Origin of the sequence: Roseinatronobacter sp. S2 (assembly GCF_029581395.1) — a bacterium.
Classification (GTDB): domain Bacteria; phylum Pseudomonadota; class Alphaproteobacteria; order Rhodobacterales; family Rhodobacteraceae; genus Roseinatronobacter.
In genome coordinates this window covers 501,971-526,273 of the sequence record NZ_CP121115.1, presented here as the reverse complement: position 1 = coordinate 526,273, position 24,303 = coordinate 501,971, and the positions used below count along the sequence as shown (strand labels likewise).

The 24,303-nt window shown below is 57.9% G+C and carries 20 protein-coding genes and 3 pseudogenes; 5 read left to right on the top strand and 18 right to left on the bottom strand.

Features of this window, described 5'->3' with window-relative positions; all coding sequences use genetic code 11:
* The first annotated feature begins 2 nt into the window (after nucleotides 1-2).
* The 3 genes and pseudogenes from P8S53_RS19235 to P8S53_RS19225 all read left to right on the top strand — a co-directional run.
* On the top strand, nucleotides 3-1,394 hold the full coding sequence (locus tag P8S53_RS19235) for an FAD-binding oxidoreductase (RefSeq protein ID WP_277806928.1): 1,392 nt from the start codon (nucleotides 3-5) through the stop codon (nucleotides 1,392-1,394).
* Nucleotides 1,391-2,218, top strand: a complete 828-nt coding sequence (locus tag P8S53_RS19230) for a sulfurtransferase (protein ID WP_277806927.1) — start codon at nucleotides 1,391-1,393, stop codon at nucleotides 2,216-2,218. The genes P8S53_RS19235 and P8S53_RS19230 overlap by 4 nt, the downstream gene beginning before the upstream one ends.
* Nucleotides 2,219-2,258: 40 nt before the next feature.
* A pseudogene (locus P8S53_RS19225) lies at nucleotides 2,259-2,520 on the top strand (antitoxin of toxin-antitoxin stability system); the annotation flags it as partial.
* Nucleotides 2,521-2,715: 195 nt separating this feature from the next.
* On the opposite strand, the gene P8S53_RS19220 reads toward P8S53_RS19225, so the two are convergent.
* Nucleotides 2,716-3,012, bottom strand: a complete 297-nt coding sequence (locus P8S53_RS19220) for a hypothetical protein (RefSeq protein WP_277806926.1) — start codon at nucleotides 3,010-3,012, stop codon at nucleotides 2,716-2,718.
* 771 nt (nucleotides 3,013-3,783) lie between these two features.
* Between P8S53_RS19220 and P8S53_RS19215 the strand changes: the two genes are divergently transcribed.
* On the top strand, nucleotides 3,784-4,968 hold the full coding sequence (locus P8S53_RS19215) for an alpha-hydroxy acid oxidase (RefSeq protein WP_277806925.1): 1,185 nt from the start codon (nucleotides 3,784-3,786) through the stop codon (nucleotides 4,966-4,968).
* A gap of 19 nt (nucleotides 4,969-4,987) precedes the next feature.
* Here the strand turns inward: P8S53_RS19215 and argE are convergent, their stop codons facing one another.
* The 15 genes and pseudogenes from argE to P8S53_RS19140 all read right to left on the bottom strand — a co-directional run bounded on the left by argE (nucleotide 4,988) and on the right by P8S53_RS19140 (nucleotide 21,137).
* A complete protein-coding gene (gene argE / locus P8S53_RS19210; RefSeq protein ID WP_277806924.1) occupies nucleotides 4,988-6,160 on the bottom strand; it encodes an acetylornithine deacetylase in 1,173 nt (390 codons plus the stop codon).
* A gap of 10 nt (nucleotides 6,161-6,170) precedes the next feature.
* Nucleotides 6,171-7,097, bottom strand: coding sequence for a LysR family transcriptional regulator (locus tag P8S53_RS19205; RefSeq protein WP_277806923.1), 927 nt, complete (start codon nucleotides 7,095-7,097; stop codon nucleotides 6,171-6,173).
* Nucleotides 7,098-7,154: 57 nt separating this feature from the next.
* Nucleotides 7,155-7,829, bottom strand: a complete 675-nt coding sequence (locus tag P8S53_RS19200; RefSeq protein ID WP_277806922.1) for a DUF1028 domain-containing protein — start codon at nucleotides 7,827-7,829, stop codon at nucleotides 7,155-7,157.
* 48 nt (nucleotides 7,830-7,877) lie between these two features.
* Complete coding sequence (locus tag P8S53_RS19195) at nucleotides 7,878-8,303, bottom strand: RidA family protein (protein ID WP_277806921.1); 426 nt, start codon at nucleotides 8,301-8,303, stop codon at nucleotides 7,878-7,880.
* Between the two features lie 83 nt (nucleotides 8,304-8,386).
* Nucleotides 8,387-8,992, bottom strand: a complete 606-nt coding sequence (locus P8S53_RS19190; protein ID WP_373418557.1) for a glutathione S-transferase family protein — start codon at nucleotides 8,990-8,992, stop codon at nucleotides 8,387-8,389.
* 5 nt (nucleotides 8,993-8,997) lie between these two features.
* On the bottom strand, nucleotides 8,998-9,996 hold the full coding sequence (locus P8S53_RS19185; RefSeq protein WP_277806919.1) for an NAD(P)H-quinone oxidoreductase: 999 nt from the start codon (nucleotides 9,994-9,996) through the stop codon (nucleotides 8,998-9,000).
* An 8-nt stretch (nucleotides 9,997-10,004) separates the two neighbouring features.
* Nucleotides 10,005-11,117 carry an ABC transporter ATP-binding protein gene (locus tag P8S53_RS19180; protein ID WP_277806918.1) on the bottom strand — a complete coding sequence of 371 codons (1,113 nt, stop codon included), beginning with the start codon at nucleotides 11,115-11,117 and terminating at the stop codon, nucleotides 10,005-10,007.
* Nucleotides 11,107-11,916: an ABC transporter permease gene (locus P8S53_RS19175; RefSeq protein ID WP_277806917.1), complete on the bottom strand. Its 810-nt coding sequence runs from the start codon at nucleotides 11,914-11,916 to the stop codon at nucleotides 11,107-11,109. Before P8S53_RS19175 ends, P8S53_RS19180 begins: the two co-directional genes overlap by 11 nt.
* A 2-nt stretch (nucleotides 11,917-11,918) precedes the next feature.
* Complete coding sequence (locus P8S53_RS19170; RefSeq protein WP_277806916.1) at nucleotides 11,919-12,770, bottom strand: ABC transporter permease; 852 nt, start codon at nucleotides 12,768-12,770, stop codon at nucleotides 11,919-11,921.
* Nucleotides 12,771-12,902: 132 nt separating this feature from the next.
* Nucleotides 12,903-13,928: pseudogene (locus P8S53_RS19165) on the bottom strand (PotD/PotF family extracellular solute-binding protein).
* Between the two features lie 449 nt (nucleotides 13,929-14,377).
* The gene (locus P8S53_RS19160; protein WP_277806915.1) at nucleotides 14,378-15,313 is read right to left on the bottom strand and encodes a glyoxylate/hydroxypyruvate reductase A; all 936 of its coding nucleotides are present in this window, start codon (nucleotides 15,311-15,313) and stop codon (nucleotides 14,378-14,380) included.
* Nucleotides 15,310-15,756, bottom strand: a complete 447-nt coding sequence (locus P8S53_RS19155) for a type II 3-dehydroquinate dehydratase (protein WP_277806914.1) — start codon at nucleotides 15,754-15,756, stop codon at nucleotides 15,310-15,312. Before P8S53_RS19155 ends, P8S53_RS19160 begins: the two co-directional genes overlap by 4 nt.
* A 138-nt stretch (nucleotides 15,757-15,894) precedes the next feature.
* Entirely contained in the window at nucleotides 15,895-17,148 is a 1,254-nt protein-coding gene (locus P8S53_RS19150; RefSeq protein ID WP_277806913.1) for an NAD(P)/FAD-dependent oxidoreductase, read from the bottom strand.
* Nucleotides 17,149-17,760: 612 nt separating this feature from the next.
* Nucleotides 17,761-20,985, bottom strand: a complete 3,225-nt coding sequence (locus tag P8S53_RS19145) for an autotransporter domain-containing protein (protein WP_277806912.1) — start codon at nucleotides 20,983-20,985, stop codon at nucleotides 17,761-17,763.
* Nucleotides 20,970-21,137: a hypothetical protein gene (locus P8S53_RS19140; protein ID WP_277806911.1), complete on the bottom strand. Its 168-nt coding sequence runs from the start codon at nucleotides 21,135-21,137 to the stop codon at nucleotides 20,970-20,972. Before P8S53_RS19140 ends, P8S53_RS19145 begins: the two co-directional genes overlap by 16 nt.
* A 273-nt stretch (nucleotides 21,138-21,410) precedes the next feature.
* Here P8S53_RS19140 and P8S53_RS19135 point away from each other — a divergent pair, with 273 nt between their 5' ends.
* Nucleotides 21,411-22,325, top strand: coding sequence for a LysR family transcriptional regulator (locus P8S53_RS19135; RefSeq protein WP_277806910.1), 915 nt, complete (start codon nucleotides 21,411-21,413; stop codon nucleotides 22,323-22,325).
* Between the two features lie 3 nt (nucleotides 22,326-22,328).
* Here P8S53_RS19135 and P8S53_RS19130 read toward each other — a convergent pair.
* Nucleotides 22,329-22,571 (bottom strand): annotated as a pseudogene (locus P8S53_RS19130) (Tn3 family transposase); the annotation flags it as partial.
* A 239-nt stretch (nucleotides 22,572-22,810) separates the two neighbouring features.
* Nucleotides 22,811-24,259: an aldehyde dehydrogenase gene (locus P8S53_RS19125; RefSeq protein WP_277806909.1), complete on the bottom strand. Its 1,449-nt coding sequence runs from the start codon at nucleotides 24,257-24,259 to the stop codon at nucleotides 22,811-22,813.
* Between the last annotated feature and the right edge of the window lie 44 nt (nucleotides 24,260-24,303).

The following is a 24,303-nucleotide window of genomic DNA, read 5'->3' as shown; positions in this document are numbered from 1 at the left end:
TCATGACCCTTTCCAACGATCAGCGCGTAGCGCTTATACAATTGCTGGGCGCGCGTTTGTCCGAACGGCAAGCAGACCGCGATCATCATGCGGGCACCGAAGCCCATCACGATCCTGCGCCACCTGACGCCGTGGCATGGCCGGAAACAACCGAAGAAGTCGCCGCAATTATGCGGGTCTGCAACGCGCACCAGATCGCAGTGATCCCACATGGCGCAGGTTCCTCGCTTGAAGGAAATACCAGCGCATTGCGCGGCGGGCTTTGCATCGACCTGAGCAGGATGGACCGTATTCTTGACGTGCGCCCCGACGATCTTGATTGCACAGTCGAGGCCGGTGTGACCCGCGAGGCATTGAACACGCATCTGCGCGACACAGGGCTTTTCTTTCCCATCGATCCCGGTGCGAATGCAACGCTTGGCGGCATGGCCGCCACCCGTGCGTCTGGAACAAACGCTGTGCGCTATGGCACAATGCGCGAGAATGTCCTGAACCTGACCGTAGTGACGCCAGAAGGTGAAATTATGCGCACAGCGCGGCGGGCGCGCAAATCCTCGGCGGGCTATGACCTGACGCATCTTTTTGTCGGCTCCGAGGGGACATTGGGCGTCATCACCGAGGTCACGCTGAAGCTTTATGGCAGGCCGGAGGCAGTGCGGGCCGCTATCTGCACCTTCCCCAGTCCCGACGCTGCCTGTCAAACCGCGATAGCGGCCATTCAGGTCGGCCTGCCGCTGGCAAGGGTGGAATATCTGGATGAAGGGTGCATCCGTGCAGTCAACGCCTTTTCGCACCTGAACGAAGTGGAAGCAGACACGCTCTTCATCGAATTCCACGGCTCGGAAGCGGGTGTCAAGGAACAGGTCGATATGTTCAAGGACATCGCTGAAATGAATGGCAGCGCGAACTTCCGCTGGGCAGAGCGGGCAGAGGAACGAAACAGCCTCTGGCGTGCGCGCCATTCAGCCTATACGGCAACGGTCAATCAGCGCGCAGGGTGCCGCGGCTGGGCCACTGATGTCTGTGTTCCCCTCTCTGCGCTGCCTGATTGCATAGACCACGCCAAGGGCCTGCTGCGCGACTGCCCCGTTCCGGCCTCGATCATGGGCCATGTGGGCGACGGAAATTTCCATGTTGTGTTTTCCGTTGACCCGGCTGCAAAGGCCGAGTTGGATATTGTCGCCAAGATTAATGAAGCCATGGTTGCGAAGTCCCTGTCATGTGATGGCACCTGCACGGGCGAGCATGGCGTGGGCACCGGAAAACGCAAGTATATGCAGGACGAACACGGTCCTGCCCTGACGTTAATGCACCGGATCAAGGGCGCGCTTGATCCGGTGGGAATAATGAATCCCGACAAAGTCCTGCCTCCGCTGAAGAAGGCCGCCGCATGACCGATCCCATTGTGAAAGCTGATTGGCTGGCAAAAAACCTCGACCGTGTGCATGTTCTGGACGCCACATACTACCTGCCGGCCGATCCGACAAGAAGCCGGCTGGAGTTTGAAACCGTGCGAATTCCCGGAGCACGCCTGTATGAAATCGACGAGGTTTGCGACACGCAAAGCGACTTGCCGCATATGCTGCCCGACGCAGCCACATTCGCGCGCGCCATGGCGAACCTGGGCATCGACGGGCGTAAGCCTGTTGTCGTCTATGACCGCAGCGCCAATCATTTCAGTGCACCCCGCGTGTGGTTTACGCTTCGGGTATTCGGAATTATGGAGAGCTTCGTTCTGGATGGCGGTTTGAACATCTGGAAAAGATCCGGACATCCTGTATCCTCGGGTGCATGTGAGGCAACCACCGTGCCGGAGCGGTCATGGGTTCTGGATAAAAGCCGCGTTGTGTCTGGTGCAGATATGGCCGCGCTCGTTGCCGCGCGCTGCGAAACAGTGCTTGATGCCCGTGCGCAAGACCGCTTTGACGGCAAGGCACCTGAACCGCGCCCCGGCCTGAAATCCGGCCATATGCCGGGTGCGCATTGCATCCCGTTTACGACATTGACCGACGGGGATGGGCGCTTCCTTGATGCGGTGCGCTTGCGCCAGCGTTTCGGCGACACCGCCGCTGCTTCTATTGTGACATGCGGCTCGGGCATGACAGCCTGCGTCCTTGCACTTGGTCTGGAGCGTATCGATAGTCACGCACGGCTTTACGACGGCTCATGGGCAGAGTGGGGCAAAGGTGAATTAGGCCCTATCAATTCACTCGTCTAGGTTGCTGGGCGGCGGCGCGCGCCAATAGGCGTGCATCTGATTCTCCGGGTTATGGGATCAGGGCGATGGCAGCTGTCTGAAAGGCTACCTTAGACACGCGAAGGGGGCGACCGCGCGCATCCGCGTTCGTGCGCCCAATGATACAACCCTGCGCAGCATTGCCGACCGGCTGCACGCCATCCAGCGACGCAACTTCTACCAGCTTGTCGCCGAAACCAGCCATCGGGGTCACTATTACCACGAATACTGCATGTCCGTGGACGTGACGCGCGACGACCCGGCAGCCGCCCACCGAAGATGCACGGGGCTTCCGGGGTCTGGTCGGGCGGGGGACTTGCATCCGGGTCTTGTCATCCTGCCCTGTGTGTCACGAGATCAGTGCGTGCGCATGAACGCGGCACCGGCTGATCACATGGTCAATCGGGTGATCGAGGTGGAGGTCGCAGGGCATTGTCGTATCTATCGACTGCCCCTGCCTACCACCTGATCCGCGCCTCTCACCTGTTCCCATCGATCCATTTCGACATCAGCCCCTTGTCGCGGAAGCATTCTTCCGGGACGGCGCGGCGTTTGATGCGGGCGAGGCGCTCGGCGAAGGCGACCTGTTTGGACGACGGCAGGCTGTCCAGCGCTGTGGCGGGTTTCATCCTGGCCTGCGTGTCGATCCATGCGCTGAGAGCGCGCCGGTCCTGCTGCACCTCCCATGGCAGAAGCGTCTGGTTGCGCAAGGCGAGTGCGCGCGCATAGGCGATCTGCTTGGGGGTCGCGGGCAGAGCGAATGTAGTGCTTTCCATAGGGGCGTCTCCCTTGCTGGCGTGTCTTCCAATGTAGAACATAAAGCGAACAAATGCAAGCCCCCTGTCGTGTTAACGTGGATTTTGAGAGCTTGAGGAGGGATGGGGCGGATCGGGTTTGAGCCTGACTGAAAAGGGGGCTTGGGCCATCACGGACCGGATTTTCGAAAAGCACCTGATCGATGATCCAAAAAAAAGCACATTCCCTGACGCTGACGCTTAAGGGCATCACGCCCGCGCGGGGCATTCTGAAGCACGGGTTCTGGACGGCGGCGTGATGGATGACGCTGTGCGGGACAGGGCGGTTGTTTGCCCTCGCAAGCGCGGCACCACTTCACAGCTTCAGTCGCATGCGGTACGCGCCGCCGGCTGCGAAGGAGCCGCTGTGATTACTTGTACGTTCATTGAAATCAGCCATGAGCAATGTCGACTCCGAAGCTTGCTGCGCTGGAGTCGCGCAGGTATCGCGAACCACAGATTGAACCGCCTGGATGACCTCACGTCCGTGAACTGTAAGCCGCATAAGTCGACGCAAATCAGGCCGATCATATACGTTCGGAGAATGCCCGGCATTTTTGAGCATGACCACAGGCAGAGGGCTTATACACTGCGCACTGGCAGCGGGTGGCGGGGGCACACGCCTGTTCTAACTTGACTTTTCTGGTGGGATTATCGGACGGTAGAGGCCGCAGATGACCGTCCCGCGTTGACACGCGAATTTCTTTCTCTGGGCGTTTGAATTGCGGAACAGGATTCTGAGGGAACGCGCCAATGTCAGTCGTGACTGAAATAGAAGAACTGCGGCGACGCTACCAGCGCCGTGTGCCCAAGATGTTCTACGACTACGCCGTTTCCGGCAGCTGGACGGAACAAACCCTGCGCGAGAACACCAGTGATTTCAAGCACATCCGACTGAAGCAACGTGTCGCGGTTGATATGTCAAACCGCTCGACACGCGCGCAGATGATAGGGCAGGATGTGGCCATGCCCGTGGCCCTTGCGCCGGTGGGGCTGACCGGGATGCAGTCGGCGGACGGAGAGATCAAGGCTGCCCGCGCCGCCGAGAGATTTGGCGTGCCTTTCACACTGTCCACCATGTCAATCTGTTCAATCGAGGATGTGGCCGAGCATACGACAAAACCCTTCTGGTTTCAGGTCTATACGCTGAAAGACGATGAGTTCATGCGCCGCTTGTTCGACCGCGCGCGCGCGGCCGGATGTTCCGCAATTGTGGTGACCGTCGATCTGCAAATCATGGCACAACGCCATAGGGATCTGAAAAATGGTCTTTCCGCCCCCCCGAAACTGACGGTGTCTGCAATGATGGATCTGCTCACAAAAATCCCGTGGGGGCTGGAAATGCTGGGCACAAAACGGCGGTTCTTCGGCAATATCGCAGGACATGCCAAAGGCGTGGACGATCCGTCATCGTTGGCGCCCTGGACCAACCAGGCCTTCGACCACGCTCTCGACTGGCCACGGATTGCACAGTTCAAGAAATGGTGGGGCGGCAAGATGATCATCAAGGGCATCATGGACCCTGAAGATGCCCGACGCGCCGCCGATATCGGCGCGGATGCGATTATCGTCTCGAACCACGGGGGGCGCCAGCTTGACGGTGCAGCCAGTTCAATCCGCATGCTGCCCTCGATCATCGAGGCTGTGGGCGACCGGGTCGAGGTGCATTTCGACAGTGGCATCCGTTCTGGGCAGGACGTACTCAAGGCACTCGCACTGGGGGCGAAGGGCACCTATATCGGCCGCGCCTTCACCTATGGACTGGGCGCCATGGGCGAGGCCGGGGTGACAAAGGCGCTGGACATTCTTCATAAGGAACTCGATGTCACGATGGCCTTATGCGGGGAAACCGATGTAAAAAACCTCGGTCCACATAACCTCTATGTGCCGCGCGGATTTGGTGATCCGACCGTGCAATTGTCCAAGGGGACGACCTGATCCAACACCGGCATTTAGATCATGCAGGTGCTTGCCCAATTACCAGCGCGTCCGTCAAGGCCGCAAGAAAATCCGCGCAATCGTGTAGCTGTTCGACACTGACATACTCATCTGGCTTGTGCCCCTGTGCCATATGGCCGGGGCCACAGACCAGCGTGGGCAGGCCAAGGCTTTGCTGAAACAATCCGCCCTCGGTGCCAAAAGACACCTTGGTCAACGGATCGTCGCGCCCCAGCAGCGCACGCAGCCATGCGATTGCGGGAATGTCGGCAGCGGTATCAAGGCCGGGATAACCCGAAACCTCTTCGATCTCGATCCGGGCGTTGGGGAAACGGTTGCGATGAGGGGCGGCAATCGCTTCTGCATCCTGACGAATATCGGCGATGATGGCATCAGGGTCGTCGCCCGGGACATTGCGCAATTCGAAATCCAGATCGCAGCGGTTAGGCACAATATTCAGTGCAGTGCCGCCCTGCATGACACCGACATGTAGGGTCGAATAGGGAATCTCATAGGCGGCATCGCGCGCGCCATTGGCTTCCAGTGCGTCCTGACGTGCCTGAAGCCGCGTGACGAAGGCCGCCCCCAGATGCAGCGCATTCAGCGCCTGCGGCGCAAGCGCGGAATGACCTTCCTGTCCGTGACAACATGCCCTGAGCGCGCGTTTCCCCTTATGGCCATGTGCAATCCGCATTCCCGTAGGTTCACCGACAATGCACAACGCCGGTCGCGCAGGACGGGCCGCCAGCGCCCCAAGCATGCCACGCACGCCAAGGCAGCCGATTTCCTCATCATAGGAAATGGCCAGATGCAGCGGCTGTATCAGGGGCCGTTCAGTAGCACGCAACATGGCGTGGATGGCCACCGCCAGAAACCCTTTCATATCCGCCGTGCCGCGCCCGTAATAGCGCCCCTCTTCCAGATGCAAGGCAAACGGATCGCGCGACCATGCCTGTCCCGCCACTGGCACGACATCGCAATGGCCTGACAAAACCACCCCGCCCGATCCCTCCGGCCCTACACTGGCCCAGAGATTGGCCTGGGTCGCATCTGTGCTGAAAAATCGTTCGCAGCGGATGCCAGCTGGACGCAGAAGAGACTCCACATATTCCAGAAGCTCCAGATTCGACTGGCGCGATAGTGTCGGAAAGGCGACCAGACGCGCGAGGATGTCAACAATGTCAGGTGTCATGACGCTTTGCTCAGGTGACTAGGCCGGGCAGCTGATTTGCGGCAGCTGCCTCGCGGCAATGATCGATGAAGGCCTGTATCTTGCGCGACACATAGGTCGCTTTCGACGTGGCAAGTCCCAGATGAAGTGGCGGGACCGTGGTTTCAAGCGGAACGAATTTCAGCCCTTTCCCGTCCATCGAAAATTCAGAAACTGTTCGCATATTCGAAATGCCGAAGCCGAAGCCATTGGCAACCAGACTGCGCTGTAGTGCAATTTCAGGTGTGCGTTCCGAAATACGCGGTCTGCGCCCGACGGCACGGAACATTGACAGGAAATACTCTGCACTATGGGGCATATCCAGTAGCACCATATCTTGATCGACCAGATCCTCGGCGCTCAGGTGTTTGTGCCCCGCAAGCGGATGATCGGCGGCCAACATGACATAGGTCGGCAGCGTGCATAGGGGTTGGAATCTGATGTCGCTGGGCAGCGCCATGTCATAGGTCAGCGCAAGGTCTATCCGCGCCGAAGACAGCGCATCAAATATCTGGCCCTGATCCAGCACGATCTGGAAAAACTCGATCTGGTCGTATTTGTTTTCAAAGCTGCGGCGCAGTTGCGGCACAATGAACTGCACGAAGGTTCGCAGGCATCCAACCCGCAGCGACCCGCGCACGCTGCCAGTATAGATATTGGCCATGTCATTTAGCTTTTCGGCATCTTCCAGAACGACGCGCGCCTGCTCGATAAAACGCTCTCCGGCGGGGGTCAGCGCGCATCCCTGTGCGTGGCGCCTGACCAGCAGTTGCACGCCGAACGCCCCCTCAAGCTGCGCGATCGCAGAAGACATGGACGGCGCAGTCACATTGACCTTTTCCGCAGCCAGCGCAATGCTGCCCGACTCGCCCACCGCGATAAAATATTCAAGCTGGCGCAAGGTGAATCTGAGCGGCATTGTCTGTCTCGCTTTCAAAATCCAGCCGGATGGCGCCTGCGCTGGCCGCGCGTTTGGTCATTCATCGCCCGGCACACCGTAAGACGGGGCAAGGCCGGGGTCGAGCGCGCGGGTCACATATGCAGTCATTTGCGGCGCATAGATCGTCCATGCGGTTTCCAGCGCGCGGATCGGGCAGTCTTCGGACCAGTCTATACGCAATTCCACCAAAGGCCAGCTATGTTCATCGACCACCAGCAATCCTGCGGAATGGACGGGTCCGGCCTCTCCGCCTGCATCGCGCCCGGCGACCAAAGCGCCCAGCAGCCGCGCGCCCAGATGGCCCTGCGACGTGCAGAAATGCTGCACCATGGCCTGCGGCACATCCGTAGTGGCCAGCAAATTGCCCGCCGCCGCCGTGTGCGGCCCCAGCGCTTCTGACCAGTTGCCCAGCACCTGAGTGCCCGAATGGATCGCGCTTTCCCCCGATGGTCCGACCGCCAACACCTGACGGAAATCCATATGCGCGGTGGTCCGTTTCAGGATTGCCAGCGCCTCGGCCGGTTCTGCGCCGCGTTCCATCAGATCCAGCGCGCGCGGGCCAAGGCGCGGATCGGTCACGTTCTGCGTGGCAACTGCCCCGACTTTTGCCCGTGCAAAGGAACAGCGCGCCGCGACCGCGGGCGAAGATGACGAGATCGCCACCCCGAACATCCCTGTTTCCGTGCAATGCCCGATAATCGAAAAGGTCATGATGCCCCCCAAAGTTGAAGTGATATTGTGGCGGTGTCCGCTGCCATGTCAGCCGGTCTGATCTGGAATGACTGCCGTTGCATCAATCTCTACCAGCCATTCGGGCCGCGCAAGCGCCACGACAACCAGCCCCGTGCATACAGGAAATACGCCCTTAATATAGGCGCCCATCGTGCGGTAGACCGCCTCGCGGTGGCGCACATCAGTCAGATAGACAACCAGCTTGGTCACATGGCTCATGTCGCCACCGCATTCTTCGACCAGTTGCCGGATGTTGGACATGACCTTATGCGTTTGCTCAACAGGATCACTGCTGGAAATGTTTTCCGCTGTATCAAGGTCTTGCGGACATTGACCGCGCAAGAAGATCATCTTGCCCCCGTTGGTGACAACGGCCTGACACAGGTCATTGTCCAGATTCTGTTCTGGATAGGTTTCCTTGGTATTGAACTTTCGATGGCGATAATGGGCCATGATTGTGCCTTTCGTTAGGGGCCGTGATGCCAAAGCGGGGGCGCGGCCAGATCGGGTGATATGGATCGGATTGCGCGGCGTTGTCAGCCACGCGGATGGGTTGCACGCATGGCGGGGCGTGTATCGAATTGCGTAAACCAGGCGGCAAGCTCTGGCCGGGTGGCGCGCCAGCCGATATCGGGGAAACGGAAATCCAGCCACCCTAGTGCGCAGGCACAGGAGATGGCCCCAATATCAGCGCATCCTGCGCCGGGACAGTCGCCCTGCATCGCATCCAGCGCATCTTCGACCTTCTCGCGCTGTTTTTCGATCCAGAGCGGCCATTTCAGCGGGTCTGGCCGGATCAATAATTCATACCGCACCAGCAACGCCGCATCGAGCAAACCATCTGCCAGGGCCTGTCGTCGCAACGCGGTCCAGCGCGCCGGCCCGGGCGCGGGAAACAGTGCGCCGCCCGCCATGTCATCAAGGTATTCGCAGATCACCCGACTGTCATACAGAAGCGTCCCATCTGCGCAACGCGCGGCAGGCACTTTCGCAAGCGGGTTCACACCTTTCACGCGCAGATCACGATCAATCGGGTGGGCCGCAGTGTTGTAGATCCGGACACTGTCCTGCACCCCCAATTCATGCGCAACAACCATCACCTTGCGCACAAAAGGCGATGCAGATCCCCAGAACAGATCGATTATCATTATGGCATCTCCTCGACCACAAGGACGATCTTGCCGAAATTGCGCCCGCTTTCCAAAAGGGCGTGCGCATCCACCACCTGTGACAGCGGAAACTTCCGGGACAGCACTGGCCGCACGCCATCCGGGCCAATCAGGGGCAATAAATTATGCCGCACCGATTGCGCGATAGCAGCCTTTTCGGCGTCGCTCTTGGGTCGCAGCGTCGAGGAGCTGAGCCACAGGCCCTTGCGCATGGCCAGCCCCAGATCGACCTGTGCGATCATACCCGTCATGAAGGCCAGCCCGATATGACGCCCGCCCGCTGCCATCAGGGCAAGATGCGTGTTCACCATGTCCCCGCCAAGGATATCCAGCACGACATCGACCCCGGCATCGCCAGTCAGTTCCATTACCCGTGTGATCAGGTCCTCATTGCGGTAATCAATAGCATATGCGCCCATCGCTTTCAGGCGTGCGCATTTGTCTGGGCCGCCCGCTGTAACGATGACATGCGCGCCATAGGCCCGCGCAAGTTGCAGCGCCAGCGTGCCAATGCCGCTGGCCCCACCTTCAAGAAGCACCCACTCACCCGGTTTCAGCGCGCCGCGATCAAACAGGTTATGCCAGATCGTAAACAACCCCTCTGGAAGACAGGCCGCTTCGTGCAGGTCAAGACCTTCGGGGATGGGCAGACAGTGATCGACCCGGGCCGTCACATAACTGGCATAGCCACCTGCCTTAAGCAGCGCCATAACAGATGTTCCGACAAGCGCAGGGTCACCCCCCTGCCCCACGGCCTGCACCGTGCCCGCAACTTCCAGTCCCAGAATGTCAGACACACCGGGCGGCACAGGCAAGGCACCCGAGCGCTGCATGATATCAGGACGATTGACACCGGCGGCGGCGACACGCAGCAACACCTCGCCCGGGCCGGGTGCGGGAATGGGCCGCTGCACAGGTTCCAGAACGTCCGGCCCACCCGCGACACGGGCAATGATTCCAGTCAGACTGTCAGTCATGCGTCCCCTCATTCCTTGGGAAAGATTGCCGGACCTTGCTGCGGCAAAGCGATGCCGACAGCGGTGCCCGGTGCCATCACTGTGCTTGCTGGCACGCGCAGCATCGCCCGTCCGGTGTCGGCGAAGGGGCAATCCAGATAAAGTTCCGTATAGCTGCCCTGATAGACCGCAAGCGCAACAGTCGCGGGCACAGCGCCGGGGCTGCCTGCTTCTGTCAGGCGGCAATGTTCAGGGCGCACGAACAATGTCACTGGCCCCGGCGCGGGCAGATCGGACTGATAGGTCGTCAGGTCCAGTCCCACCTCACCCAGTTTCAGGCGCACATCCTTGCCAGAGCTGGAGATCAAGGTTGCGGAAAACAGGTTGGCATCACCCACGAAGGTTGACACGAAGCGGCTTTGCGGACGGTCATAAATTTCGTCCGGGGTGCCAATCTGCTGAATTTGTGCGCGTGACATGACCGCGATACGGTCAGACATGCTTAGCGCTTCGCTTTGGTCATGGGTCACGAACACTGTGGTCAGCCCTAGGCTTGACTGGATTTCGCGCAATTCCACCTGCATGGCCCCGCGCAGGTTCCGATCCAGCGCGGAAAAGGGTTCGTCCAGCAACAACACTCGTGGGCGGATCACAAGCGCCCGGGCAAGCGCTACGCGCTGCTGCTGGCCCCCCGACAACTGGCGCGGTCGACGGTCAGCGAAATCCTCCAGTTTGACCAGCGCCAACGCCTCGCGCACCCGCTCGGCGATTTCCACCTTGGAAACGCGGCGCGTGCGCAAGCCATATGCCACATTCTGCGCAACGCTCATATGTGGAAACAACGCGTAATTCTGGAACACGATCCCGATTTCCCGCAGATGCGGCGGCACGCGCGTGACCAGATCGCGGTGAATGAACAATTCCCCGGCATCGGCTTCCAGAAAACCGGCAATCAGGTTCAGAAGCGTTGTCTTGCCGCAGCCCGATGGCCCCAGAAGGGTCAGAAATTCGCCGCGTGCAATTTTTAGCCAGATCGGTTTCAGCGCGACAGTTCCGGCAAAGGATTTGCCGACACCATCAATCTGCACCGCGACCGGATCACCGGTCTTTGAAGCCGCTTTGGGCAAGGTATCACTCAACATTCAGAACCCTTTCAAGGCGGAAAATCCGGTGGAGCACCAGCAGCAAGACTGCAACCGCCAGCGCATACATGACCGAAATCGCAGCAAGTGTCGGGTCCGCGTATTCCCGGACATAGTTATACATCGCGACGGGCAACGTGGCGGTGCCACGGTTGACCACATACAGTGATGCGGTGAATTCGTTGAAAGACAGGATCGCTGCGAATATGCCCCCCGCAATCAGGCCAGGCAGCAGCAACGGGGCCGTAATTGTCAGCAGAACATAAGCCGGGCTGGCCCCAAGGCTTTCGGCAGCATTCTCATAATTGCGTTCCAGATTCTGTAGCGACACATAGACCGATCGCACGACGAAGGGCAGCACGATGATCACATGCACCGTCACCACGGTCCACAGGTTGCGGGGCAATGACGCCGAAGCCGTCAGGATCAGGATGCCCAGGCCAATGGTGAAATTCGGAATAATCAGCGGCGACATCAGAATTGCGTTCAGCCCCGATTTGCACCTGAATTCATAGCGCTGAAACACATAGGCAAAACCTGCCCCGGCAATCAGCGCGATCCCGGCACCAATCGCTGCGATCCGCAGAGAATTGCGCAATCCGGCCCCGAAATCGCGGTATTCAAAGGCATTGACATACCATTGCACTGACCACGCTTCCGGCGGAAAGGACAGGATCGCCCCTTTGTTAAAAGATGCGATGGCGACCACAAAGAACGGCAGCACCAGAAAACCAAGAATTGCTGTCAAAAAAATGCGGCCGGACCAGTCAAGCAGGTGGTCAGCAAGTGACTTTTTCATGATCAGTGCGCTCCGTATTTTTCAAGGCGGCGAATGCCGGTGTTAAACAGCGCCAGAACAGCTATGGCAAAGAGCAGCCCCGTCAGTGACAGGGACGCCGCAAGCGGAAAGTTGAAGGACGCAAACCCGACCTGATAAACCATCGTAGAAATGGTCGAAACCTGCCCTCCGCCGATCATCTGTGGCGTGGCAAATGCAGAAAATGTCCATGCAAAGGCAGTGGAGGTAGCCGCCACAACGCCGGGCATCGACAACGGCAAGGTGACCGTGAAGAACACCCGCACACGCCCTGCCCCCAGCGAGGTTGCGGCCCGTTCAAGGTTCCGGTCGATATGTGACAGTGCAGCTGCAAGCATCACCACCACGATGGGCAGTGTGAAATGCACCAGCGCGATGACCACCCCTGTCATTGTGAACATGAAGCTGATCGGGCTGTCGATCAGCCCGAGTTTCAGAAGAACAGAATTCAGGAAGCCACGATTTCCCAGAACGATCATCCAAGAATAGGTGCGCACGATCTCGCCCATGAACAACGGCGTCAGCGATATCAGCAGAATCGCGCTGCGCAGCGGGCCCGACCGGGCGCGGATCATGGCATAGGCGAGAGGATAGCCGATCAGCAGCGCAAAAACGGCCGTCCAGACACACAGAAGCAGACTGTTCATAAAAGCCCGGCCATAAGCCAGATGCCAAAGTGTTGTGAAATTATCGAGAGTGAAACCGCCGGGATCAAGCGAGCCGGGCACATGCGCGCGCAGGCTGTACTGAATGATCGCCAGAAATGACGCCGTAAGCCCAAAAGCGATCAGGATGGACGGAGAGGCGAACCAACCCAGAAAGGGACGTTTTGACATCAGAGACCTTCCGAAACTTCGTTTATTTGGCAGCGCATACAATTCTGCATGGTTGGTGTATTGCCTGCTCGCGGGAGCCGCGCGCGCGGCCAGGCATCGTCCCGGCGGTCAGACCGCCGGGACATGGCGGTCTCAGTTGCCGCCGATCATGTTTTCGGAAAACCACTGACGCCATTCAGCGGTTTTCTCGGCCCGCAACTCATGCGGAATGATCAAGGCTTCTTCTTCCCATTGTTCGGGCGTGGTGAAGATGCCCGGCAGCGATGCCAGTTCTTCGGACAATACGGCATTCGACACCACGGGGCTGCCTTTCTTGATTTCGGTGATTTGTGCCTGAATTTCCGGATCAAGGGCGATGTTGATGAACTGATAGGCCAGATCGACCTTGTCCGACCCTGTGGTGATGGCCATTGTATCAACCCCCAGCACTGCGCCTTCTTCGGGGATTGCCAGTTGCACATCCACACCTTCCGACTGGATATGATAGGCGTTCATAGACAGCATGATCTGCACAGGCGTTTCCCCTGTTGTCAGCAATTGCTGCGAATTGGCGTCATTGGTTTAGAAGGCGCGGAAATTGGGGCGCAACGCCATCAGGCGGTCGGTGGCGCCCATCCAGTCTTCGAATTCCAGCCCTTCAAGAACAGTGGACACCGCGATGATATGTGACGGATCGAAATCAGGGGCAGCAATCATGCCCTCAAGCTCTGGCGACCATAGATCTGCCCAGCTGCTAAAAGTGATCCCCTCCGGCACTTCATCCGGCACATAGCCGATCGTGTAGACATAGGCCCAGGCCCCGATATGCGACGGGCTGATGATGGCTTGTTCGACCAGATTGGCCGCATTGGGGATACGCGACATGTCCAGTTCTTCGAACAGCCCGGCATTGCGATACAGCCACCCCACATGCGAGGTGGTGAACGTGATGTCGCTTTCGGGCGTGTCCCGGTTGAACTGGGCTTGATTAAGCCGGTCAATCGTACCGCCGGTGATGAATTCGACCTCGACACCGGTTTCTTCGGTGAAGCGGCGGGCGATTGTTTCTTCAATCATGTCGCGCCAGCTTCCGCCCCAGCTGCTCACAACCAGCGTTTCGGCAGTGGCTACAGGCGCAATCAGGCTCAGGGCTGTGGCTGTCAAAAGTAGGTTCTTCATTGTGGTGTTCCTGTTTCTGGATGGGGTTTGATGCGGCCTAGGAATGCGCCGCTATGAAGCCAGAACCGCGTGAAGGTCTGACTGGTTTTCCTGCCCGGACAAGGCGGCCCGAGCAGGGAGTTCGTATTCGCCCGGATGAGATTTCGAGACAGGCCCCACGGGGTATGTACCAAAGGGCCGCCTGACCGCACGAAACGACAATCAAGCTTCGCTTTCGCCTGCATGACGTGACATTTTTGGATGTTTGTCTTGTGCATCTGCGTCACAGTTCCTGACCAGTTCTCATTTCCTTAATCTCAGGTAGATCAAATCGTATTCACTAATTGGAAATAACTGATCACTGGAAAGTTTCTTCCAACGGTTCCATTTAATGTTCTGATATGATTTACTTATTTTCAATTCGTATGTTTTCATGGTTGCGTCGAAGTGGAACATTGATGGCAAATTGCTTAATATCCGTGCACCCGTGAGACAGTGTTGCGCAGTTCGTCCCCGCGCCGGATCGCGCGGATATTGGCAGCGATTTGCGGCGCAGCGCTTTTCGGCAGCGCGACAGACGCCAGATGTGGTGTGATCAGTACCCCCGGAAGTGACCAAAGCGGATGATCCGACGCCAGCGGTTCCTTTTCGAACACATCGAGGGTCGCGCCCGACAGGTGCCCCGCTTTCAACGCAGCAACAAGCGCAGCTTCATCTACAACCTCTCCGCGCGACACATTGATGAAAGATGCGTCCTGTCTCATCCGGGCAAAACGTTCTGCATTCAGAAGTTTGCGTGTGCGCGGGGTCAGCGGCAGCATACTGACCACGATATCCGCCAGACCCAGAAGCTGATCAAGCGCATCATCGCCATGGTGAACCGTCACGCCCGGCAAATCCTTTGGGCGCGTTGGCCAACCATGGGTTACAAAACCCTGACGCGCGATTTCCTTGGCAGCAAGCGCCCCCAACTCGCCCAATCCCAGCACCGCGACAGATATTTCGATGGCCGGGCGTGGATGCTTATAGGCCCATTCACGCCGCATCTGTGCCGCTTCGAAAAACGGAATGTCCCGGGCATGGCGCAACACGGCGAACAGCACGAAGCTGGCCATCATGCGCCCCATTTCTGGGTCGGACAAGCGCGTGATCGGCACGTCAGGCAAATCGTCGCGCGCCACCAGTCGATCAACACCGGCCCCCAGATTGGTCACCAGCGACAGGTTGGGAAAACGCTTGAAAAACCCGTCTGGTGGCATCCAGACCAGCGCGTAGCGCACTTTTTCAGGGTCGGTAATGGCATCATGGTTCTGGATCTGCACGGCGTCACCCAGATGGGGCGTTAAGGCGTCGCGCCAGTCTTCGAAGGGATCAAGCGCGCTGTAGAAGACAAGCGTATCCGTCATGTCGCCTCCACGCTCAGCACTCCATGCATCGCATCAATCGCCAAAAGATAGCCGCGCAGCCCCAACCCCGCGATCACGCCAGTGGCCGCTTTGGAAACATAGGAATGGCTGCGAAAGGCTTCGCGCTTCCAGATATTGCTCATATGGCATTCGATGACCGGGCCGTCGAAGGCCAGCAACGCATCCAGGATCGCCACCGATGTATAGGTCAGTCCGGCCGCATTTATAAGAACACCTTCACAGCTTTGCCGCGCTTCCTGAATCCAGTCGATAAGCTGGCCCTCGTGGTTGGATTGCCGGAAATCAAGCGTCAGGCCAAGCCCTTCGGCACGCGCCAGACAGGCATCCCTGATCTGTGGGAAACTGTCCGTCCCGTAGGTGCCTTTCTGATCCAGACCGTATAAATTGGCATTGGGACCATTCAGAAACATCACGCGTGTCATGTCGGGTTCCTTTTTCTCAGGGACGTGCGCGGGCAAGTCGGCGCCAACTCGCGGGTGTTCGTGCCGCGCCCCGCGTATGCCCAGACAGGGTATGGGCGGTTTTCTGATGTCGGGGCCAGCCCCCGGACGCAGGGTGGACTACCCTGCTTTTTCATAGGCGGAATAATTCCGCTGAACACCGATATGCGTTGCAATGTATTTCGCATCGTACCAACACCCATAGATGAAAGACGACGCACGGTTGGTCAGTTCCGGCAAGCCAAGGAAATAGATGCCCCGTTCCGCCGCAATCCCGCGCTTGTGCACGGGCGCGCCCTTTTCATCGAAGACATCAACTTCCAACCAACTGAAATCGAACTTGAAACCGGTCGCCCAGACGATGGCATTGACATTGCCCTCTTTCAGATCAAGCCGCTGCAACGGGTTCTGAATACAGGGCGCATCCGGTTGTATTTCCCAGGCTTCCGGGTCCGACGGCAGTTCAACCCCATTGCGCTCGACATAGGCGTCGGCCTCGCGCAGCATATCAAGATATGCGCTGTCACCATCGGCCAGATTGGTCACCAGATCATCTGCGAAATGCACGATACCATCATCATAGGACGCGGTCTTGCCGACAATGGTAATGCCCTGATTGGCGAATTTCCTGAAATCGATGGTCTTGCCACCATCATACCCGCTGACGGCAAAGGCGACATGTTTCTTTCGGGATTTGGTGTTGATCTCGTCCCACTTGCCCAGCACGCCCAGCCACCAGACATAGTCACGCCCCCGATAGCACCGCGGTGGACGGTAATGCTCGCCGATGGACAGATAGACCTGACGCCCCGCGCGGTGCAGTTCTTCGGCAATCTGCGCGCCGGAGGCGCCGCCACCAACGACCAGAACGGCCCCGGCTGGCAGTTGATCCGGGTTTTTGTAATCCGAGGAATGGATCTGCATCACCTCTGTCTCTTGGGGCACAAGATCTGGGTAATCAGCCACTTGAAACGGCCCGGTCGCCGCAACAATGCGCTCTGCCGCGATTTCTCCGTCAGATGTGGTTGCGATAAAGCCAGTCTGCCCCTCGCGCTTGCGCACGCTTTTGACGTCGACCCCGGTGCGGATTGGCGCGTTGATCATATTTGCATAGGCTTCCAGATAAGACGCCATCTGTTCTTTCGGGGGAAACGCGTCCGGGTTGATGTCTTCGAATTCCATGCCCGGAAACCGATCATGCCATGCAGGGCCATTCGCTACGAGCGAATCCCAGCGTTCGGACCGCCACCGTTCGGCCACCCGCTTGCGCTCCAGAACGATATGGGGAATGCCCAGATCAGTCAGATGTTCGCTCATCGCAATTCCGGACTGACCGCCCCCGACAATCAGCGTATCGGTCTTTTCAACCTTCATACTCGAGTCCTCTACTGGCATTTACGCACGAGATTGGTGCGAAACGATTTTCAGTTCTTGAGCTGCCACCGCATCGCAAAATGATGTGCGCAGGATGTGCAAAAGCTGAACCCAATACCGGAATGAGCAAAGTAGATTATTTCTTGTTAAGTATTAGATTTCGGCCGACCCAAGGTGAAAACCCTTTGTATCCGAACATCTGGATGCGACTTATCCAAGCACCGAAATTGCCGTTTTTTATTATTTATCAACCTGTTGCTAATTTCGGCAGGCAGCCAGTCGGGCTGGGCTTCATGATATAAATCCCCCGATCCCACATGACGTCTGCACGCAAGATATCCGCGTGACAGTATCTATAGCCAAAAAATTGGGCACGAACGCAGGCCTTACCGATGCTCCGCCCGGCGTGGCCGCCAAGGCGGTTCTGGTTAGATTATGCATTCGTCGCTGCGTTCGTCCCGGCCAGTGTCGATCTCGCCATCCACGTCGGCTTGCAAAACGCTGCCGGGGGTGGATTCCACGGCGCGGAGGTCTGAAACTTTCGTCTTCAGTTCTTCATTCCCGCTTAGATAGCAGATCTTCGTCCCAGTTGTGCTGTCGAATAAACTCGCATCAGAATGACACCTGAAGTTGCGCGTTGAAGCGATGCTCTTGGCCGTGACTGCTATACCGCCCTCCATAAGAGAGGCCAAAATCTACGTTTTCGCGGACTTCCAGATTAAGACCAGCCTCTATAAGTGCTGTGTCCTTTGCAAGCGACGTTCCGGACACGTCAAATACATCGCTGCCAGCAAAAGAAAAGTTCATTGTCGGAGTCGTGTCGCCGATTGCGCGACGCCAGCCCACCATACCATGTACTGTTGCTCGCATGCTTCCCATATCGATCTGCGACAAGGCCCGTAGTCCCAGCGTCGAAAAGCTTGTTGCAGTCGTGCTTCTTAAGGCGGTCAGTGCAGCCGGGCCACCATTCTCGCTGAAAGAATTTGTTTTGTTGTGAACATAGGCCAACCCTGCAAACGGCTCAAGGCTGAGCGTGCCAGCACTGAGAGTGTCTATGTCAAACATATAGCCTGCCTCGCCAAATACCTGAGCGGTATGTGATCGGTAAGAGGCGCTGAGACTGTCGGAGAAGCCTGGAAAAGCGACGGTGCGCAGGGTGTCGATGTTATGCCAAGTATACGCTGCACCAACGTTCAGGCGCATACTGTCGATCGCGGCCCCCCCATAGAACCCCAAATGAAAGTTATCGCTCGACCCTGACGAGTTTCGATCCCGGACGCTGAAAGTAGAAGGGCTATAGCCAGCAAACACCCCGAAGCCCCAGACATCATTCAGGTTAGTATCGGCACCAATCAGAAAGCCACTTTGACTATAGCGCAGGCGCGCGGTGTTTCCATCACCATCAAAACGACTTTGCGAGCCGAAAACATGTCCCCATACATTCAGATCGGTTACTTTTTCTTCATCTGACGTCAACCCCAGCGCGCTACCATTGTTCGCGCGGGTGGTAACCAGCGATGCGGCCAAAGGTCTTCCACTCCCGAAACGTGACCGAAAGCGGCTTAGCACGACACTGCGAATTGTGCCGCTATTGCCAATCATAGACGTAATGGCCGAAGCATGTGGCTCGCCAGAGAGCATATCGAAGCCTTTTCGGGCGGCAGGCTCATCCAGCATGACGATAGCGCTATTGATGGCGTTGCCGATTGGAAGGCTGTCGAGGCCGCCCGCAGTCGCCCTCTGGTTCGGTGTTGCTGCCACGCTCGAAAAGGAGACGTCGTTCCGAGCAAGGCGCAGTGTGACATCATTTGTGCTGTAACTTAGCAAAGACTCCAGGAAGGTGTAATCTGATCTTACTTCGTCAAAGGTCGTGCCGTCAAAGCCGCCTGTCGCAGTCAGAATTTTATATTCGGAGTAGGGCTTATAGTCACCATCCTCACCGATATGCAGCACGGAACCCGCAAGATATGCGGTTCCATTGACAGCAATCAGGTCGCTTCTGGTTCCTGTCGGATCAACCTCCACACGGTAAATGGAGCCGGGCTCAAAAGTCAGGTCGCCATCAACTGAAAGTGTATCGATAGAATTTCCCGGCGCGATTATGCCGCCTGAATTTACTCTCGTTTCGCCAACCGAACCCGAACCCATAAGCAGCCCGCCATTCGCGATGTTGACTGTTCCTCCGAGCACTCCGTTTACGGCGAGCTCTCCGCTCATGATCTCTGTAGAGCCACCAAAGCTTCCAGAATTTCCTGTTAGAATTGTCCGCCCAGTTCCAACCTGCCGCAAGGTTCCAGAACCAGTGATTTCGCCACCATAGGTATACGAACTTGAACGGTCAAAAGCGAGTGTTCCCCCGGACATCAACACGTCCCCGCGCCCCAAAGAGCCAAGAGCACCACCATTCCCGATCTGTAATGTGCCAGCGGCAATTGTCGTCAAGCCGGTATAAGTGTTGTTGCCAGCGAATATAGTGGTTCCAGATAAGATATTTACCTCACCATTGCCTGAAACATTCGAAGAAAACAGATACTGCGGGCTGGTATGGTTGAAATTGATCGTGCCAGTCCCATTCGAGAAATTGACACTCCCGGTCTCCAGAGTTCCAGCTGAAATCGCTTCCTCGCCCGCAGCAGCCCCGATATTCAGCGTGCCCTCGCCGTCGCTAAGACGACCGAGGAAAACCGAACTGGCTGAGACGTGCCCGCCATCAGATATCGAGAGCTCGCCATTGCCTCTAAATCCGATAGTCAAAGCACCACTACTATTCCATTCCGAACCAGCACCGGTTACCTGAACTTTACCTGTTCGATCAAGCTGACTGCCAATGGTCGCGGTGGCATTTGACACAACGCCACCCTCTTCGATGGCCAAGGTGCCGCTTCCGCTTTGCCCGATGGTTAGTCCGCCGCTGTTGATCCATGTTGTGTCAGCACCACGGATTGTCACCAAACCAGTGCTACCAGTCTGAGCCCCGATCGAGCCTTCTGCATTTGAGACGGAACCACCCGAAGTTACGGTCATTTCCCCCTGACCAAACAAGCCGATCTGAAGGTCTCCATCATGCGTCCAACGCGAATCCTCGCCAGAGACCAGGACGATGCCTTCGCCCGCGTTGACAACATTCCCGACTGCGGCCGAACCAGCACTGGACACCAAACCTCCATCAGAAATGCTTAAGGTCCCGGAACCTGCGCCACCGATACTCAAGCCACTCGTATTATTCCATTCGGACCCGGCACCGGTAACGTTGACTATGCCTGTAGCTGTCTGTTGAACCCCGATAAATCCAATGCCATTTGTTGCAAAACCGCCGTTTTCGACGTTCAAGGTACCTGCACCGCCCCGACCGACTTGAAGGTTTCCGGTGTTTGTCCAGCTTGAATTCGTGCCCGTAACCGTGACATTTCCAATGCTCCCTTCAGCATCAGCAATTCGATTCAAGCCCGCGTCGGAGGTCAACTGCCCTCCGTTCCGAATTACGAGTTCCCCAAGTTCGGCCCCCCCGACCCTCAGCAATCCGGATTGGCCCGTTCCTTCGAGAACAGGAAAAGGGTCGCCCGCACCTGTTGCAAGATCAATTGTCACGTTCTCGCCGGAGGGAATGCTACCACTCCAGTTCTCATGAGCGGCCCAGTCGGACGATATTTCACCGGTCCAAGTATTCTGTGCCTCTGCGGAATTCGCCATCGGAAATAAAACAGCTATGGCGAGTCCCGCCGCAGAACCTAATCTTCTGCCTGAACAGACACTAATATCCCGTTTGACAGATCCATTTGATGAGAAATTCTCAAGCTTTTCTGCTGACCATGCCATTGATACTACACTCCATTCCATTTTCGTTCGTGACTTAAGAACCTGCTGCTGCAATCAATCAGCGCATTGCCGACCAGTTCGGTGATCGCGACGGAAATCACCTTCGTGAAGCTGGAGGCACTGCGCGTCAGATCCAGAATGCCGCTGCCCGTGTTTTCGATGGCATTGGACAACCCACACCGCCAGAAACCGGGCGCCCGTGGCCAGCGTCGAGATGCTGCGCGGTCGGGCCACATGGCTGCCTATAAGGGTCGGTAGCGGCGGGCGTTCGGTCACACGGATGTCCTTGTCCAGCGGAGCGACATGCGCCACCGTCAAATGTGTGTTGCATCAGGTTCATAGCTTCGAAATAATCACGGCGGAACACGCCAAGTTGAAATGATGAACTATTGATAAATGAAATGACCGACCCCACGGCCCCACCCAGACGTCGGCCGAGGCGTCTGATGCAGCTCGACATCAAGCATCTGCTTGCCTTTGATGCTATCTATGCGACACGCAATCTATCCAAGGCGGCGAAGCTTTTAGGACTGGCGCAGCCCACCGTGTCGAACCTCTTGGGACGCATGCGCGAGGTGCTGGACGATCCTTTGTTTGTCCGCCGTCCCGGCGGTATGGCCCCGACCACCCGCGCAGATGAACTCATCGGCGGGGTGCAACGGATTCTGGAGGAATGCGAGCTGATGGGCGAACCTTCAGCCTCCTTCGACCCGGTGACGGCCACGCGCGACTTCAGGCTGCACCTTGTCGATATCTTCGAGACGCTGCTGATCCCGGAACTGGTCTCGCAATCGGAACGCTTTCCGGGGATATCCTACAAGCTACTGCTCGCCCCCAAGTTACCGATTGGCGAGGCTCTGGAAAGCGGCGAGGCCGATCTCGCTGTCGGCATGGCCCCGCCGAACAACCAGCTTCTGCGGTGGGAAGCGATAATGCCAATCGAACTGACAGCGATTGCCCGCCGGGGTCACCCGGAAATCGACGGGCAGATAACCGCGGAACAATTTCGCAAGATGGGGCATGTGTCGCTTGATCTGGAGTCCGGCGCTCTGGCCAATGCCGCGACTTTCCGGCCGTCTCACCGTATCGAGCGCAGGGATGTTGTGCGCGTAACCCGCCCGGGCAGCGTGCTGGAGATCGTCGCGCGAAGCAATCTCGTCGGACTGGTGCATCCGATCCAACTGATGACCTCGCCGCATCGCCACTTTTTGCAACGGCTGGACGTGCCGCTTCCCACATTCAGCCAGCAATTCCAGATGACCTGGCATCAACGCAACACCGAGGATCCGGGTCTGGTCTGGCTGAAAGGCCGGATCCGCAACATATTGCGGCAGCGTCTTCACGCCGCAACGCCCGAATAGTTCAGACGTGAATTGGCGACAGATTGGCAAACCATCCTTAGCCGTTGCGCTGCGCAGGATATCTGGCCAGTTTAAGCTGATGACGGGTTCCCTGATCTTGCCGCCGATCAAGCCTCTCAACTCTTTCGGACAGGAACCTGGATCAAAGAGGTGAAGGCGCCTGAATAGCAGATCCCGGATGCGGGCGATGGCCTGAAAGCGCGGAAGCGCCGTGACGGCCAGGACATGCTCGGTGAGAGGGCCTGTAGGATTCTGCCCGCTCCGGCATCAAACCACATAAGGACGTGGACGATACGAGCCAAAAGGCGTTCTTGAAGACAACGCGTGCAAGGTCTTTAAAGTCTGATCCGCCTGACGGCACATTCCCACAGGGGCAGCACCAGCAATGCCGCCCCTTTTCCTTGGTATGATCGCCCCAAAATGAAACCACCCGGAGCCATAGCTCCGGGCAAGTAATGCTTGGATAGTTGCGCTGAAAGCGCGTCTCAGAACGGGTAGTGCTGTTTGTGCGGGTCTTCGATGGTCAGCCAACGCCATTCGGTGAAGGCGTCGATTCCCGCCTTGCCGCCGAACCTGCCATGCCCAGACGCTTTGACACCGCCAAAGGGCATCTGCGCCTCATCCGAAACGGTGGGACCGTTGATGTGGCAGATACCAGACTTGATGCGGTCTGCCACGGCCATCGCACGTTTGAGATCACCACCATGAACCGCTGCTGACAGGCCATATTCAGTATCATTGGCCACGCGCACCGCGTCGTCATCGCCCTTCACGCGGATGACGGACTTGACCGGACCGAAGCTTTCCTCGCTATAGATGCGCATTGCGGACGTCACCCCGTCCAGCACCCCTGCAGGCACCACAGCGCCCTTGCGCGCGCCCCCTGCCGTCAGCTTCGCGCCCTTGGACACGGCATCATCGACCAGCGCTTCCATCTTCTCGGCGGCGGCCTCGGATATCAATGCCCCAAGCGCCACCTTGCCACGCGGATCACCCGCAGGCAGCGACGCTGCACGCGCCGAAAGCTTCGCGACAAAATCATCGGCAATCTTTTCGTCAACGATAATCCGTTCGGTGGACATACAGATCTGGCCCTGATTCATGAAGGCCCCGAAGACAGCGGCGTTCACTGCACCGTCAATATCGGCATCATCCAGCACCACCAGTGGTGCCTTGCCACCCAGCTCCAGCAACACGGGTTTCAAATTCTCGCCCGCAAGTCGCCCGATGATCCGCCCGATGGCGGTGGACCCGGTGAAGTTCACATGTTTAACCGCATCATGGCCAATCAGCGCCGCCACCAGATCGGCGGCATCTTCGGGGGCATTGGTCACGACATTCAGCACACCTTTGGGCAGGCCGGCTTCTGCCAGCACATCACCAATCAGCCGATGCGTGCCGGGACAAGCCTCTGACGCTTTCAGGATCACTGTATTGCCACAGGCCAGTGGCATCGCGATTGCGCGCACGCCCAAAATAACAGGCGCGTTCCAGGGCGCTATGCCAAGGCAAACACCCAGCGGCTTGCGCTGGCCCATAGCCATGGAACCGGCCTTGTCGGACGGAATAATCTCGCCGGTGATCTGGGTTGTCATCGAAGCTGCCTCGCGCAGAACGCCCGCCGCAAACGCGACGTTGAACCCGGCCCATGGCCCGGTCGCGCCGGTTTCCGCGATGATCAGGCTGGCGAATTCATCCGCCTTGCTTTCAAGAATATCAGCGGCCTTGTTCAGAATCTTGCGGCGTGCATTCGGCCCGGTCCGGGACCAGCTTTCGAACGCTTCCTGCGCCGAAGCCACAATCCCCGGCACATCCTCAGCGGTCGCGGCCGCTGCCACTGTCGCCACCTCACCGGTGAACGGGTCGATACGTTCATAGGTCTTACCGCTTTTCGCGCTGACGGGTGCGCCGTCAATCAGCATGTCGATCTTCATGGTTCTTCCTCCTTGGGCCAGGAAATCCTGGCCTTCTGATGCAA